Source organism: Serratia liquefaciens, from assembly GCF_027594825.1.
GTDB classification, from domain to species: domain Bacteria; phylum Pseudomonadota; class Gammaproteobacteria; order Enterobacterales; family Enterobacteriaceae; genus Serratia; species Serratia liquefaciens_A.
On sequence record NZ_CP088930.1, the window covers coordinates 3,790,227 to 3,804,758 of the forward strand.

At 54.2% G+C, this 14,532-nt stretch carries 12 protein-coding genes; 7 read left to right on the top strand and 5 right to left on the bottom strand.

Going from position 1 to position 14,532, the window contains the following annotated elements; genetic code table 11:
• Position 1: 1 nt before the first annotated feature.
• From truD to rpoS, 5 genes are all read left to right on the top strand, one after another.
• Entirely contained in the window at positions 2-1,048 is a 1,047-nt protein-coding gene (gene truD / locus LQ945_RS17295) for a tRNA pseudouridine(13) synthase TruD (protein WP_262240536.1), read from the top strand.
• A gap of 225 nt (positions 1,049-1,273) precedes the next feature.
• Positions 1,274-2,035, top strand: a complete 762-nt coding sequence (gene surE / locus LQ945_RS17300) for a 5'/3'-nucleotidase SurE (protein ID WP_044554224.1) — start codon at positions 1,274-1,276, stop codon at positions 2,033-2,035.
• Positions 2,029-2,655, top strand: a complete 627-nt coding sequence (locus tag LQ945_RS17305) for a protein-L-isoaspartate(D-aspartate) O-methyltransferase (RefSeq protein ID WP_044554225.1) — start codon at positions 2,029-2,031, stop codon at positions 2,653-2,655. Before surE ends, LQ945_RS17305 begins: the two co-directional genes overlap by 7 nt.
• A gap of 325 nt (positions 2,656-2,980) precedes the next feature.
• Positions 2,981-3,973 (top strand): murein hydrolase activator NlpD, encoded by a 993-nt coding sequence (gene nlpD, locus LQ945_RS17310; RefSeq protein ID WP_262240534.1) that lies wholly within the window; start codon positions 2,981-2,983, stop codon positions 3,971-3,973.
• Positions 3,974-4,027: 54 nt separating this feature from the next.
• A complete protein-coding gene (rpoS, locus tag LQ945_RS17315) occupies positions 4,028-5,026 on the top strand; it encodes an RNA polymerase sigma factor RpoS (protein WP_044554227.1) in 999 nt (332 codons plus the stop codon).
• Positions 5,027-5,221: 195 nt separating this feature from the next.
• On the opposite strand, the gene glsA is transcribed toward rpoS, so the two are convergent.
• Positions 5,222-6,226, bottom strand: a complete 1,005-nt coding sequence (glsA, locus tag LQ945_RS17320; RefSeq protein WP_270101332.1) for a glutaminase A — start codon at positions 6,224-6,226, stop codon at positions 5,222-5,224.
• Between the two features lie 434 nt (positions 6,227-6,660).
• Positions 6,661-9,216 carry a DNA mismatch repair protein MutS gene (mutS, locus tag LQ945_RS17325; protein ID WP_269935030.1) on the bottom strand — a complete coding sequence of 852 codons (2,556 nt, stop codon included), beginning with the start codon at positions 9,214-9,216 and terminating at the stop codon, positions 6,661-6,663.
• A 481-nt stretch (positions 9,217-9,697) separates the two neighbouring features.
• Here mutS and LQ945_RS17330 point away from each other — a divergent pair, with 481 nt between their 5' ends.
• Both LQ945_RS17330 and LQ945_RS17335 read left to right on the top strand, forming a co-directional pair.
• On the top strand, positions 9,698-10,471 hold the full coding sequence (locus tag LQ945_RS17330) for a type IV toxin-antitoxin system AbiEi family antitoxin (protein ID WP_270101333.1): 774 nt from the start codon (positions 9,698-9,700) through the stop codon (positions 10,469-10,471).
• Positions 10,464-11,381: a nucleotidyl transferase AbiEii/AbiGii toxin family protein gene (locus LQ945_RS17335; protein WP_044554231.1), complete on the top strand. Its 918-nt coding sequence runs from the start codon at positions 10,464-10,466 to the stop codon at positions 11,379-11,381. The genes LQ945_RS17330 and LQ945_RS17335 overlap by 8 nt, the downstream gene beginning before the upstream one ends.
• 209 nt (positions 11,382-11,590) lie before the next feature.
• On the opposite strand, the gene LQ945_RS17340 is transcribed toward LQ945_RS17335, so the two are convergent.
• The 3 genes from LQ945_RS17340 to LQ945_RS17350 are packed head-to-tail and all read right to left on the bottom strand — an operon-like array spanning position 11,591 to position 14,452.
• Positions 11,591-12,601 (bottom strand): hypothetical protein, encoded by a 1,011-nt coding sequence (locus tag LQ945_RS17340; protein WP_270101334.1) that lies wholly within the window; start codon positions 12,599-12,601, stop codon positions 11,591-11,593.
• Between the two features lie 29 nt (positions 12,602-12,630).
• Positions 12,631-13,605 carry an aldo/keto reductase gene (locus LQ945_RS17345; protein WP_270101335.1) on the bottom strand — a complete coding sequence of 325 codons (975 nt, stop codon included), beginning with the start codon at positions 13,603-13,605 and terminating at the stop codon, positions 12,631-12,633.
• Positions 13,606-13,648: 43 nt separating this feature from the next.
• Positions 13,649-14,452, bottom strand: coding sequence for an SDR family NAD(P)-dependent oxidoreductase (locus LQ945_RS17350; protein ID WP_270101336.1), 804 nt, complete (start codon positions 14,450-14,452; stop codon positions 13,649-13,651).
• Positions 14,453-14,532 lie beyond the last annotated feature (80 nt).

The following is a 14,532-nucleotide window of genomic DNA, read 5'->3' on the forward strand; positions in this document are numbered from 1 at the left end:
CATGGATATGGCTAACCTGACCTGGCTGCATGGCCAGCCGCAAAGCACCGGCGTGCTGAAGGCCAACCCGGAAGATTTCGTGGTGGTGGAAGACCTGGGCTTTGAGCCGGATGGCGAAGGCGAACACGTGCTGGTGAACATCCGCAAAAACGGCTGTAACACCCAGTTCGTCGCCGATTATCTGGCGCGCTTTGCCGGTATTCATGCCCGCTCCGTCAGCTACGCGGGCCTAAAAGATCGCCATGCGGTAACCGAACAGTGGTTCTGTTTGCATCTGCCAGGGAAAGAAACGCCGGACTTTACCCAGTTCTCATTGGAAGGTTGTGAAGTGCTGGCCAGCGCCCGCCACCTGCGCAAAATGCGGATTGGCACGTTAAAAGGCAATGCCTTTACCCTGGTGCTGCGTCATATCTCCGATCGTCAGGATGTAGAGCAACGCCTGCAGGCGATTGAGGCCGGCGGTGTACCGAATTACTTCGGCAGCCAGCGCTTTGGGCGCGGCGGTAACAATCTGGTGATGGCACGGCGCTGGGCGAATGACGAGATCCGGGTGAAAGAACGCAGCAAGCGTAGCTTTTATCTTTCCGCCAGCCGCAGCGCTCTGTTTAACCTGATCGCCAGCCGGCGATTGGCCAACCAGCAGCAACATACCGTGATGGAAGGGGATGCCCTTCAGCTTAGCGGTCGTGGCAGTTGGTTTGTTGCCAAACCGGAAGAGCTGGAAGCGTTGCAGCAACGCCTGGAGGCCGGTGAGCTGATGATTACCGCTCCTTTGCCGGGTGATGGTGAGCCGGGCACCGCCGGGGAAGCGTTGAGCTTCGAACAGCAGTGCCTGCTGGAACAGCCGGAGCTGATGTCGCTTTTAAAGCGCGAACGCGTAGATCCGGCCCGCCGAGCATTGCTGTTACAGCCGAAAGATATGCAGTGGGACTGGTGGGACGATGCCACCGTCGAACTGCGTTTCTGGTTGCCGGCCGGCAGTTTCGCTACCAGCGTGGTGCGCGAAATTATGCGGCAGGACAGTAGCGATGCGGACATTAGCGAGTAATAATCAAGAAACCTGCGCAAGCAGGTTTTTTTTCGCCATAAGATTGGCTCGCGGCAGTTTAGCCTTGAGTTCCCTGCCTTTTCCCATGGTCACTGGACATGGCGGGGGCAGTAAACATAATATCTGCTGATTAAGCGCCTCCTTTTGGGCGGTCATATCGAGTAGTTAAATCCCAGGCTGCGTTAAGCGGTGCCTGGTTGAGAGATAAAAAGAAGACAACCTCTTATGCGGATATTGCTGAGTAATGACGACGGTGTTACCGCCCCAGGCATTCAGGTGCTGGCGGCAGCGCTGCGAGAGTTTGCTGAGGTGCAGGTTGTGGCACCCGATCGTAACCGCAGCGGTTCTTCCAATGCGCTGACGTTGGAATCCCCATTGCGCACCCTGACGATGCCCAATGGGGATATCGCCGTACAGCAAGGAACACCGACCGATTGCGTCTACCTGGGGGTGAATGCCCTGATGCAACCTGCGCCGGATATTGTGGTTTCCGGTATCAATGCCGGCCCCAATCTGGGCGATGACGTTATCTACTCCGGCACCGTGGCTGCCGCCATGGAAGGGCGCCATTTGGGCTTGCCTGCGCTGGCCGTGTCGTTGAACGGCCATCAGCATTATGCTGCGGCGGCGGCGATCACCTGCCGGGTGCTGCGAGCCTTGCTGCGTGAGCCGTTGCGCACCGGTAAAATTCTCAATATCAACGTGCCGGACTTGCCGTTGGATGAGATAAAAGGCATCCGAGTGACCCGCTGCGGCAGCCGTCACCCGGCAGATAAGGTGTTCTGCCAACAGGACCCGCGCGGGCAAAACCTCTACTGGATCGGGCCGCCGGGTGATAAGTTTGATGTCGGGCCGGACACGGATTTCGCTGCGGTAGAACAGGGTTATGTGGCGATCACGCCATTGCAGGTGGATTTGACCGCCTATGCGGCCCAGGACGTGGTAAAAACGTGGTTAACCAAAGCAGGGGTTGGCGGGGAATGGTGAACAAGCGTATGCACACATTGCTGACGCAACTGCGTCAACAAGGGATCCAGGACGAACGATTGCTGCTGGCCATTGAGGCCGTGCCGCGTGAGCGCTTTGTTGATGAAGCGCTTGAGCACAAGGCTTATGAGAATACCGCGCTGCCGATCGGCTCGGGTCAAACGATCTCCCAGCCCTATATGGTGGCACGGATGACCGAGCTGCTGAACCTGACGCCCACTTCGCGAGTTCTTGAGATTGGCACGGGTTCCGGCTATCAGACCGCCATCCTGGCGCATCTGGTGCAGCACGTGTGCTCGGTTGAGCGTATCAAGGGATTGCAATGGCAGGCGAAGCGCCGCCTGAAGCAACTCGATCTCCATAATGTTTCCACTCGCCACGGCGACGGCTGGCAAGGGTGGGCGTCGCGGGGGCCGTTTGACGCCATCATTGTCACCGCCGCGCCGCCGGAAATTCCCCCGGCGCTGATGGAACAGTTGGACGACGGTGGCATTTTGGTGCTGCCGGTCGGTGAGCAGGCCCAAACCCTCAAACGTATTCAGCGTCAGGGGAACGAATTTGTTATCGATACCGTCGAAGCGGTACGCTTTGTTCCTTTGGTGAAGGGCGAATTGGCCTAGCGATTGTCTGAATTTTCGGCAGGAAATGAAATCTGTTGCACTTTCATCCCCTCCGGTTAAGGTTTTAGCGTTTCAATAAAACTAATTTTCAATACAATTGCCTTTCTGCGCAGTTGTCTTATGGTGCAGCAGCGCTAATGTGGTTAGCATTGGCGCGCTGTTTTGAGGCTCCGGCATGAGGTTTTCTGACGTTCAGGAATCGGCCGCGGGCACCTTTCATTGTAGGAACGTAGAGAATGTTAAAAGCTCAGCTACGATGTAAAGGGTATTTTGGATATATCGCTGATATTGCTGTCATGGGGGAAGCATGAGCACGGGAAGCCCAATGATTACATTACGCCGGGTTGCGGTGTGTACGATGGTAAGTTTGTGGTTGGCGGGTTGTACGAACACTGCGTCAACATCGGCCCCTATCAGTAGTGTGAACGGTGGTGGCGCCGGAGCCGCTGCATCCAGCAACGCTGGAACACAGGCTGGCTCTGAGGGGCACATTGTTTACAACCGCAGTTATACTTCGATCCCCAAAGGGAGCTACAGCGGTAATACCTATACGGTTAAGCGTGGAGACACGCTGTTTTACATCGCCTGGATCACCGGAAATGATTACCGTGACCTGGCGCAACGCAACAATATTCCTGAGCCTTACAGCCTGAATGTGGGTCAAAACATTCAGCTTGGTAATGGTTCGGCAGCTGGAAACGGCGGCATGCTGGCGGCAACAGACGCCACCAGCGGCGGCGTACCAAAGCCGCCATCGACCTCCCAGATACAAACTGCAACGGTTGATTCTCAATCAACTAACGCGTATTCTGATAATTCGGGTAAACAGAATGTAGGTAAGATGTTACCTGCAGCAGGCGCAGTGGCGGCAACTACCGCAACAGCCCCTGTTACCGCACCGGTCGTTGCTCCACCAGTGAGCAGCACCGTCAGCAACAGCGCTCCGGTAAGTACCTGGAGATGGCCGACTGACGGGAAGATTATTGATAACTTTTCCTCATCAGAAGGTGGGAATAAAGGTGTCGATATCGCCGGGTCCCGTGGGCAGCCTATCTTCGCTACCGCCGATGGTCGTGTAGTGTACGCAGGCAACGCTTTACGGGGTTACGGTAATCTGATCATCATCAAACACAATGATGATTACCTGAGCGCCTACGCTCACAACGACACAATGCTGGTCCGGGAACAACAAGAAGTGAAGGCGGGTCAAAAAATAGCCACCATGGGTAGCACCGGAACCAGTTCAGTACGTTTGCATTTTGAAATTCGTTACAAGGGGAAATCCGTAAACCCGCTGCGTTATCTTCCGCAGCGATAGATTGGGCAGAATACGCTGTTATTCTGCTCGCGGTATCACGGGTAGGAGCAGCATATGAGCCAAAATACGCTGAAAGTTAACGAGTTACATGATGATGCGGATTTCGACGAGAACGCAACGGAAGCGGAATCATTCGACGAAAAAGCACTGGTAGAAGAAGAGGCCAGTGAGAATGATCTAGCGGAAGAAGAGTTGTTGTCACAAGGCGTGACCCAACGCGTATTGGATGCGACGCAGCTCTATCTGGGCGAAATCGGTTATTCTCCGCTGCTTACCGCAGAGGAAGAAGTTTATTTTGCGCGGCGTGCACTGCGCGGTGACGTGCCGTCCCGCCGCCGAATGATTGAAAGCAACCTGCGGCTGGTGGTGAAAATCGCCCGCCGTTACAGCAACCGCGGCCTGGCGCTGCTGGATCTGATTGAAGAGGGTAACCTCGGTCTGATCCGCGCAGTGGAAAAGTTTGACCCAGAACGCGGTTTCCGTTTCTCGACCTACGCTACCTGGTGGATCCGGCAGACGATTGAACGGGCGATCATGAACCAAACCCGTACTATCCGCTTGCCTATCCACATAGTTAAAGAACTGAATGTCTATTTGCGCACCGCGCGCGAGCTTTCTCACAAACTGGATCATGAACCGAGCGCTGAAGAGATTGCAGAGCAACTCGACAAGCCGGTGGATGACGTCAGCCGCATGCTGCGCCTGAACGAACGTATCACTTCTGTGGATACGCCGTTGGGTGGGGATTCGGAGAAAGCGCTGTTGGACATTCTGGCAGACGAGAAAGACAACGGACCGGAAGACACCACGCAAGACGATGACATGAAGCAGAGCATCGTGAAATGGCTGTTCGAACTGAACGCCAAACAGCGTGAGGTGCTGGCGCGTCGTTTTGGCCTGTTGGGCTACGAAGCGGCGACGCTCGAAGATGTGGGCCGTGAAATTGGCCTGACTCGCGAGCGAGTTCGTCAGATCCAGGTTGAAGGTTTGCGTCGCCTGCGTGAAATACTGCAGATGCAGGGCCTGAGTATCGAGGCACTGTTCCGCGAGTAACGTTGGCAGTTGAACCGCATCAAAATAAAAACGGTGAGCATAATGCTCGCCGTTTTTTTTTAACGAATACTGCAAAACCGCGATTAGGGAAAGACCCGCCGCCGCCCGCTGGTCGAGGGTTAATGCGATCTTTTTGCTGTCAGCCTATAGAACATTCTTAGAAGTCGCCGATGCGCTGGCACGACGGGAATGAGATCAGTGAGCGTCGTAAAGGTTGGCTTTGGTTGCGTGCGCGACGTAGCTGATTGCTTCCTGTGCACGGACGCTATTGCCGGCTTTATCCAGGGGGGGTGAGTAGACCGCAATGGCGTATTGGCCAGGGACGACGGCGACCATACCGCCGCCAACACCGCTTTTGGCTGGGACACCTACGTTGTATAGCCATTGCCCTGAGCCGTCATAGAGACCGGCAATCGCCATTTCTGACAGCACGTTTGGGACGTATTGTTGCTGCAGTAGCTGCTTGCCAGTGAAGGGGGATTTCCCCGCGTTTGCCAATACGGCCCCCATCTTGGCCAGTTGCTCAGTGGTGGCGCTCACCGAACACTGTTTGGTGTAGATATCGAGCGCTTCGTCGGCATTGCTGTACATGCGGCCATAAGACATCATCAAGCGACTCAGCGCCTGGTTATGCTGGTTAGTCACGGATTCGGAATGATAAACGTCAAGATTAATGCTCAATTTAGCATCGGCATAGGCGTTCATATTATCGATAATCTGTTGCCAACGATCGTTGGCATTTTTCGCATTGATAAAGCTGACGGTGCTAATGGCGCCGGCATTAACCAGTGGATTCTGCGGGCGCTCTGGACGCAGTTCGATGGCGAGGCCAGAATTAAAGGGTAATCCGGTTGAGTTTGCACCCAGCTCATTCAGTACTTTGTCAGCGCCATGTTGATTTAATGCGATAGATAAAGAGAATATTTTGGTTAATGATTCCAGTGGAAATGTTTTTTGTGTATCTCCGGCGGTATAGAGCTTGCCATCTACAGTTGCAATCGCGATAGCGTAATTTTTATCACTGTAAGCCGCCAATGCAGGAATATAATCAGCAACCTTACCACGATTGTCATTTTTAAATTTCTGATAAGCCGATTGCACGATGGCAGCATAGTCGGGAGAGTCAGCAGCTAAGGCGCCGGTGCTTGTCAGGGAAATGAACGGAATGGAAAAAACTATAGCTAAAAGCTTAGGTTTCATAAAATGACTCCTACAGGATGGATAGGTGTTTGTATTAAATAAAATGACTGACGTGGGCATTCACAATGGGCATTTTGAAAGTGAGAGTGCTTTATTTATTTAAATACATGCAGCTATAACAGTGCTGTTTTCAAAGGGTTTTAATAACAGTGTGGTGGTACAGAGCACCGTGGGGAGGGTTGTGCTTTCTCCAATGCTGTAGCAGCGGGCGATCCCGCATTGACAACTGACTGGATATATTGAGGCCTAATTATTCGCTTCGATATGCATCACGTCCAATTGATTATTTTAATTGATAGACAATGGCTAATAGCCATGGCGAATCAAAAACAGGATATGAAACATCATTACCTTCATTGTGTAACAATAACGATAAACCTTATTAAATAAAAACGGTGAGCATGATGCTCACCGTTTGCTGTTTATGCGTCGAGTTAGACCATATTCTTCAGGCGGTAAATCCATTCCAGCGCCTGGCGCGGAGACAGTGAATCCGGATCCAGGGCTTCAAGCGCTTCAACCGCCGGAGAGGTTTCCTCGTTCAACAGCGTCATTTGGGTGGCGTCAACGGTACCGCTGGCGGTGTGGCTGGAGATGGCTTCCAGTTCCCGCAATTTCTGGCGCGCGCGTTTGATCACTTCACGCGGCACCCCGGCCAGTGCGGCAACCGCCAGCCCGTAACTTTTGCTGGCGGCACCGTCCTGCACGCTGTGCATAAAGGCGATGGTGTCACCGTGCTCGAGCGCATCCAAATGCACGTTAACCACTCCTTCCATTTTTTCCGGCAGGGTGGTCAGCTCAAAGTAATGGGTGGCGAACAGGGTCATGGCCTTGATGCGGCTGGCCAGATTTTCGGCACAGGCCCAGGCCAGGGATAAACCGTCATAGGTCGAGGTGCCGCGGCCAATCTCGTCCATCAGCACCAGGCTGTGTTCGGTGGCGTTATGCAGGATATTGGCCGTTTCGGTCATCTCAACCATAAAGGTGGAGCGGCCGGAGGCCAGATCGTCAGCCGCACCTACGCGGGTAAATATGCGATCGACCGGGCCAATGACCGCCTTGCTTGCCGGCACGTAGCTACCGATATGGGCCATCAGTACGATCAGCGCCGTTTGGCGCATATAAGTACTTTTACCACCCATATTAGGACCGGTAATGATCAACATTCGGCGTTGGGGCGACAGTGACAGCGGGTTGGAGATAAAGGGTTCGCTCAACACCTGCTCCACCACCGGGTGGCGACCTTCGGTGATGCGCACGCCAGGCTGCTCGCTCATGGTCGGGCAGGCGTAGTTCAGCGTTTCGGCGCGTTCAGCCAGGTTGGCCAGCACGTCCAGTTCTGCCAAAGCCGCAGCGCTTTGTTGCAATTCACCCAGATGTGGCAACAGCAAATCGAACAGCTCTTCGTACAGGCCTTTCTCGATGGCCAGCGCTTTCCCTTTAGAGGTCAGCACCTTGTCTTCGTACTCTTTCAGTTCGGGAATGATGTAGCGTTCGGCGTTTTTCAGCGTCTGACGACGCACGTAATGGATCGGTACCAGGTGGCTTTGCCCGCGACTGACCTGAATGTAATAGCCATGAACGCCATTGAAACCGACCTTCAGCGTATCCAGCCCCAGTTTTTCGCGCTCGCGGATCTCGAGACGGTCGAGATAGTCGCTGGCACCATCGGCCAAGGCTCGCCATTCGTCCAGCTCGCTGTTGTAGCCGGGGGCGATAACGCCACCGTCGCGGACCAGCACCGGCGGAGCTTCCACCACGGCGCGCTCCAGCAAGTCCTGCAGTTCATCAAACTGGCCCACCTGTGACAGCAGGTGCTGCACATGCGGAGTGTTTACGCCTTTTAACAGCGCATGGATATCCGGTAACTGCTGGAAGGCATGACGCATGCGTGCCAGATCGCGCGGACGGGCGCTGCGCAACGCCAAACGGGCGAGGATACGTTCCAGATCGCCGACCTGACGCAAAGAGGGTTGCAGATCGGCATACAGATCCTGCAGTGCACCGATGGCTTGCTGACGATCATTCAGTACCTTGATGTCACGAGTCGGCATATGCAGCCAGCGCTTAAGCATACGGCTGCCCATGGCCGTGACGCTGTGATCGAGGATCGCCGCCAGGGTGTTTTCAGTACCGCCGGACAGATTCTGGGTCAACTCGAGGTTACGCCGGGTGGCGGCGTCCATGATGATGCCGTCCTGTTGACGCTCCATGGTGATGCCACGGATGTGCGGCAATGAGGTGCGCTGAGTATCTTTGACGTACTGCAGCAGGCAGCCGGCGGCACGCAGTGCCTGATGGGCCTGTTCAACGCCGAAGCCGGTAAGATCGCGGGTGCCGAATTGCAGGTTAAGCTGCTGACGGGCGGTCTCCGGTTCGAATTCCCACAGCGGGCGACGACGCAGACCATGGCGCTGCTCAATCAGCGACATCTGTTCAAAGGTTTCGGGATAAAGCAGCTCGGCGGGATTAGTGCGTTGCAGCTCGGCCGCCATGGTCTCGATATCTGCCGGTTCGGCAACGCGGAAACGGCCGGAGCTGATGTCCAGCGTCGCGTAACCAAAGCCACGTGCGTCCTGCCAGATGGCGGCCAGCAGGTTGTCCTGACGCTCCTGTAACAAGGCTTCATCGGTGATGGTGCCAGGCGTGACGATGCGCACCACTTTGCGCTCAACCGGACCTTTACTGGTGGCCGGATCGCCGATTTGTTCGCACAGGGCAACGGATTCACCAAGCTGCACCAGTTTGGCCAGGTAGTTTTCCACCGCGTGATGGGGGACACCGGCCATGGGAATAGGCTCCCCTGCCGAGGCACCGCGCTTGGTCAGCGAAATATCCAGCAGTTGGGACGCGCGCTTGGCATCATCGTAGAACAGCTCGTAGAAGTCGCCCATGCGGTAGAACAGCAGGATCTCGGGATGCTGGGCCTTGAGGCGCAGGTACTGCTGCATCATTGGCGTGTGTGAATCGAGCTTGTCGGTGCTATTCATAAGATTACTGTTTCCAATCCATTGAATTTAAAATGAGTTTTGACGCTGTTTTTCATCGTTAGGTTTCACGCCGTTTTACAAAAAATCACGCCTGCAGGCGGCCGCAGGGCGAGGTAAAGCCATTTATCAAACCGATCCCAAACGGAACGGAGGGCGCCGCGGCTACCGGCGATGGGGATCAATAAGCTTTTTATACCGACGCTATACTAGCCCAGCGGGTAATCCGCTGTCACAGGTAAAAATGGGGAGCGCTGCGCAAAGTGAGTTTGTAAGGCTGGTATAAAGTTGCATGAACTCAAACTCACCAGAAATGAAGGGATTGTCGGGCATCTGAGCCGAAAGATGAAGAAGCAAAAGTCATTAGAGTAGATGGCAGCTAAAGAGTTGGTCCAGTTCCGTCCCGTGATAGTGGGTTAAATATTGACATATCTTCTGCTCGGTAGTTTACTATTTGTATTATTGTCGAACCATAGGTGAATCTATGGCATCAAAACTAAACTGGCTTTTGCAAAATACGGCCCCGGGATCTCTGGTGTTGCAGTCTTGGTTGACAAAAAACGCTATCAGCCCCTCTTTAGCCAATAAATATATGCACAGCAACTGGTTGCAAAAACTGCGCTCTGGGGTTTATGCCCGTACTGGACGTGAACCACAGTGGGGCGACGCTGTCCTGTGCCTGCAAAACCAGCTCGGGGTTTCTGTGCATTTGGCGGGGTTGACCAGCTTGGCTTACCAAGGACGCTCTCATTATCTTCAGCTAACACGGCAGCCTGTTTGGCTCTGTGTAGAAGACAAAGCTTCGTTACCAAAGTGGTTCAAAGAATTCCCCCATGTTGAGTGGCTTTTTTTTTCGAATCAGAAACTCGATATGCATGACGAAAAATATCTGACAGAGATAGACATTAAGGGAGGGCAGTTAGTAGCGAGTGTGCCGGAGTTAGCGGCTTACGAGATTGCTAATGCAGTCCCGGGTTCGCTTTCATTTGAGCACGCAGCGGAGCTGTTTCAGGGGTTGGTCAATCTGAGTCCACGTAAAGTCGAAACGTTGTTACGATCGAGCCGAGCAGTGAAAACTAACCGCCTTTATCTGTTTCTTGCCGATTACTATGCCCACGTATGGAGTAAGCGAATAGATAAAGCCAACATCGATTTGGGGGCCGGGAAACGGCAGATCGTAGCCGGTGGCAAGCTGGACCCAAAATATCAGATCACTGTTCCCGAGCGTTTCGTTAGCAAAGGGATCTCATATGGATAAGCAATCACCTTATTATCGGCAAGTGGCGTTACTGCTCAGCGCATTACCTGTTGTAGCATCAGAGCGATGCTTTGCGCTCAAAGGTGGAACGGCCATAAACTTATTTGTTTGTCAGTTTCCACGTTTGTCGGTTGATATCGATTTGGCTTACATTCCGCTGGAAAACCGAGATGTCGCATTACCCAATGTTAGGGCTGCATTGGCACGTATCGCAGAAGTATTGCAACAACAAGCCGGTGTTTCGGCTGTGCTACAAGATAACCGTGCAGATGAAATGCGTATCGTGGTCTCTTCTCAGGAAGCACAGATAAAGATTGAGGTTTCGCCTGTTACGCGGGGCACTCTGTATCCTCCAGAAGAGCGTGATGTTGTTGAAGCGGTAGAAGACGAGTTCGGTTTTGCCACTCTTCAGATTGTATCTCTTGCCGATCTCTATGGTGGCAAGCTTTGCGCTGCACTGGATAGGCAGCATCCCCGTGATTTTTATGACGTCAAAATGCTACTCGAAACGGGTGGGATCGATCGCCACATCTTTAATGGATTTATCACCTATCTACTGGGACACCCGCGCCCGTTATCAGAGGTACTTAATCCCCGCTGGAAAGATATTTCTGAACTATATGCGAATGAATTTAATGGAATGACATTCGATGCGGTCACTCTGGAAGAACTCAATGCGATACCCAACTTAATGGTCGCTGCTCTCAAAGCACAATTCACACGGCGTGATTATGATTTTCTGATGGCTTTCAAGAGTGGCCAACCGGACTGGAGTCTGGCTCCTGAAGAGCAGGTCCAGCATCTACCCGCAGTGAAGTGGAAGCTGCAGAATATCGGCAGGATGCCCGAAGATAAGCATACTCAGGCGTTGGCGAAGCTTGAGGCCGTTCTCACCGAATGGGTAGTTTAGAATTTTACCTATACATATACCTTGGGTTTTACAGTACGGTTTTTTTTAAACCCAATGCATGGTTTTCGCTGGGGGGCGCTGCACAAAGTGAGTTTGTAAGGCAAGGGAGATCGTTGCAGCGCACAGGACGCCGCTCGCGAAAGATCATAATGCTCCACCTTTGACGGGCTTGAGGAGCTTATTCTCCCGCAAGCCCGGAAGGGAAAGTGTCAGTCCGCAGCGGTGAGGGGCAGTTGGAGTTGATAGATGCGAAAGCTGTCGGGCACCTCGGCTGCGCGTCCAGGAAGCAAGCGGTGACGAATGCGCGATTCACTGACGAAAGCGCAGCCTTGCGGCGTGATATCCAGATTGACCGGTGACTCCATTCCTTCGCGAATCACTTCAATAGCGTGCATGCCCGCAGTGCCGGGGGACATAATCCGCAGGATCCTGCCCTGACCGCTTTTAATGCCATTTTCGAGTACGACCAGCGCGCCGTCCGGGGCTAATCCCATGCCGTCCGGATTCTCGATGGTGCGTGGCAGCCCTATTTCAGACAGCTTTGGCGTTTGTTCCCCATAGCTCAGGGTATAGAGCTTCCCGCTGCCGAAGTTGCTGATTGCCATGCTCCGATCGTTTATCAGGACAATACCTGCGGCACCGAGGCCACTTGGATCGGACAGGCGTGGATCGCGAAAGATGAACTTAAACTCGCTCTCGCCCGGGCGTAACCTCATGATGCTGCCCGCTTTGGTTTCGGTGACGTACACCGTGCCATCTTTGCCGACGACCAGGTCATTGCCCATTCCTCCCTCAGGTAGCGTTAAACTTCGATTGATCGTGGCATCCGAGATATTGAGGGCGAAAATACGGTGAGGGCGGGTTTGGCCTGCCGGCAGGAAATCGGGAGAGTTTCCCCATAACAGCCCATGCTGTTCATCCAGCCTCAGGGTGGTTGAGGAGAAAACGGTGTCGGCCCCGGCAAAGAAGGTCTGCCAATTCTCGTTCGGACGTTTGCGCAGGATACGCCCACTGGTGATCAAGCCTACGTACAACGTTCCGTCAGAGGCACGGGCTATGCCATTTGGATAGCGCGCGCCAGGCGGTAGCTTCAGGCTGGTTGATGTGCAGGCGGGGGTTGAAATGGGTGCCGCGGAAACGGAAACCGCAGGCATCATCATGGCTAATGCCAGGGCGGTTAATGCGACCCGTGCAGGGTGATATTTCAATAGGTTTAACATGAAGCCTCTCTTGTTCTGGATGATGGGGGTTACCAACGCGGAGGGCGAATTTGCTCTTTCATGGGTGCTTCAAGCGATGCGATTTCCTGACTGGACAGCGTGAGAGACAGTGCCTTAAGGGCATCCTGGAGATGGTGCGATTTGGACATGCCCACAATGGGGGCCGCGACCGCCGTTTTGGACACCAGCCAGGCGAGGGATACCTGAGCCGCAGGCACTCCCCGAACGGCGGCGATGCTTTCGACGGCCTGGATGGATTGCTCTACTTCGCTTCTTCCACCGTACCAGCGTGAGCTTTGTTCGTCAGTTTCGGCGCGTATTGTGCCGGATCCCTTTGCTCCGGCCAGGGTGCCGCGAGCCAACGGCGACCAGGGTGTAAGGCCAATACCTTCCTCCTGACACAGCGGAATTAAATCCAGTTCATCTTCGCGCGTGATCAGGTTGTACTGACTTTGCATGGAAATAAAGGAGGCCAATTTATTATGACGCTGAAAATCCAGCATTTTCATAAAGCGCCAGGCATGCATGGAAGACGCGCCGAGGTAACGGATTTTGCCGGCACGCACCAAGGTATCGAGCGTGTCGGCCGTTTCCTCAATCGGCGTTTCCTCATCGAAACGGTGCATGACGAACAGGTCTATATAGTCTGTCCCCAGACGCTGTAGAGAAGCCTCGACGCTCTGAATGATATGTTTGCGCGACAGGCCGCGGCTGTTGGGATGTTCGCTCGTAGGGAAGAACGCCTTGGTGGCTATCACCATATCCTCCCGGCGAGCAAAGTCTTTCAACGCACGGCCGAGAATGCGTTCGCTTTCGCCTGCGGAGTAGATATTGGCGGTATCGAAAAAGTTAATTCCGGCTTCCAGCGCGTCACGGATAAAAGGGCGGGCTTGGGCTTCGGGTAATACCCAGGGCCGCCAGGCGGGATCTCCATAGGTCATGCAGCCCAGACAGAGACGGGAAACTTTCAGGCCGCTGTTACCAAGGCGAACGTAGTGCATCATTTTTCCTTCTGAGGTGCGGGTTAAGGGGCGGCATGCTTGCCTTTCAACGCATTCCGGCGATGGTGTAGCCACCGTCGACCAGCAGGCTTTGGCCGGTAATAAAGCGGGCGTCATCCGTTGAAAGCCACACGGCGACATCAGCGATATCTTCAGGCAGGCCGAGGCGTTGAGCGGGCGTGTGGGCGATGAACGGCGTGAAGGCGGAAGGATCAGAGATACTGCTATGGGCCATCGGCGTATCGATAATGCCGGGATTGATGTTATTGATGCGAATAGCTTTTTCGCCATATTCAAGCGCCACCGCACGGATCAGTGCATCGAGGGCCCCTTTGCTGGCGGAATAACTTGATGAACCGGCAAGCGCGCCTTTGGCGAGCCAGGAGGAAGTATTGACGATAACGCCGCCTGCATTCTGCGCCAGAAACGTCTCGACCTGGTATTTAATCGAGAGCCACACGCCCCGGAGATTGGTGGCTATCACCGCGTCGAAATCCGCGCTGGTTTGCTGATGAATGGGGACGAAGTTACCGAGAATGCCGGCATTGTTGAAGGCGATATCCAGCCGCCCGTAGTGAGCCGTCACCGTGTCGAGCAGGCGGCGGATATCCTCTTCCTGCGTAATGTCCGCCACCACGGCCAGCGCGTCGCCGCCCTCTTTGATCACGTCGAGCCGGGTGGCCTCGATTTCTGCCCAACGTCGCCCGGCCAGCACCACTTTGGCGCCTTCACGGGCATAGGCCAGGACGGCGGCGCGCCCGATGCCGGTGCCCCCTCCGGTGACCAGAACGACTTTTTCTTGCAGACGTTTGCGCAGCGGCGTTTGTACTGAATCAGCATATTGAGTCATGGCGTTAATACCGGGTAATTGAACACTTCACCATGCTATGTTGTTGCCATATGGATAACTATCCGTTAAAAATTCATCTC

What these genes read in the sequence shown, in the direction of transcription:
- nlpD (WP_262240534.1), top strand. Translation starts at nt 2,981, where the DNA reads ATGATTACATTACGCCGGGTTGCGGTGTGTACGATGGTAAGTTTGTGG.
- mutS (WP_269935030.1), bottom strand. Translation starts at nt 9,216, where the DNA reads ATGAATAGCACCGACAAGCTCGATTCACACACGCCAATGATGCAGCAG.
- LQ945_RS17345 (WP_270101335.1), bottom strand. Translation starts at nt 13,605, where the DNA reads ATGATGCACTACGTTCGCCTTGGTAACAGCGGCCTGAAAGTTTCCCGT.
- LQ945_RS17330 (WP_270101333.1), top strand. Translation starts at nt 9,698, where the DNA reads ATGGCATCAAAACTAAACTGGCTTTTGCAAAATACGGCCCCGGGATCT.
- LQ945_RS17335 (WP_044554231.1), top strand. Translation starts at nt 10,464, where the DNA reads ATGGATAAGCAATCACCTTATTATCGGCAAGTGGCGTTACTGCTCAGC.
- LQ945_RS17340 (WP_270101334.1), bottom strand. Translation starts at nt 12,601, where the DNA reads ATGTTAAACCTATTGAAATATCACCCTGCACGGGTCGCATTAACCGCC.
- LQ945_RS17305 (WP_044554225.1), top strand. Translation starts at nt 2,029, where the DNA reads ATGGTGAACAAGCGTATGCACACATTGCTGACGCAACTGCGTCAACAA.
- truD (WP_262240536.1), top strand. Translation starts at nt 2, where the DNA reads ATGGATATGGCTAACCTGACCTGGCTGCATGGCCAGCCGCAAAGCACC.
- surE (WP_044554224.1), top strand. Translation starts at nt 1,274, where the DNA reads ATGCGGATATTGCTGAGTAATGACGACGGTGTTACCGCCCCAGGCATT.
- glsA (WP_270101332.1), bottom strand. Translation starts at nt 6,226, where the DNA reads ATGAAACCTAAGCTTTTAGCTATAGTTTTTTCCATTCCGTTCATTTCC.
- LQ945_RS17350 (WP_270101336.1), bottom strand. Translation starts at nt 14,452, where the DNA reads ATGACTCAATATGCTGATTCAGTACAAACGCCGCTGCGCAAACGTCTG.
- rpoS (WP_044554227.1), top strand. Translation starts at nt 4,028, where the DNA reads ATGAGCCAAAATACGCTGAAAGTTAACGAGTTACATGATGATGCGGAT.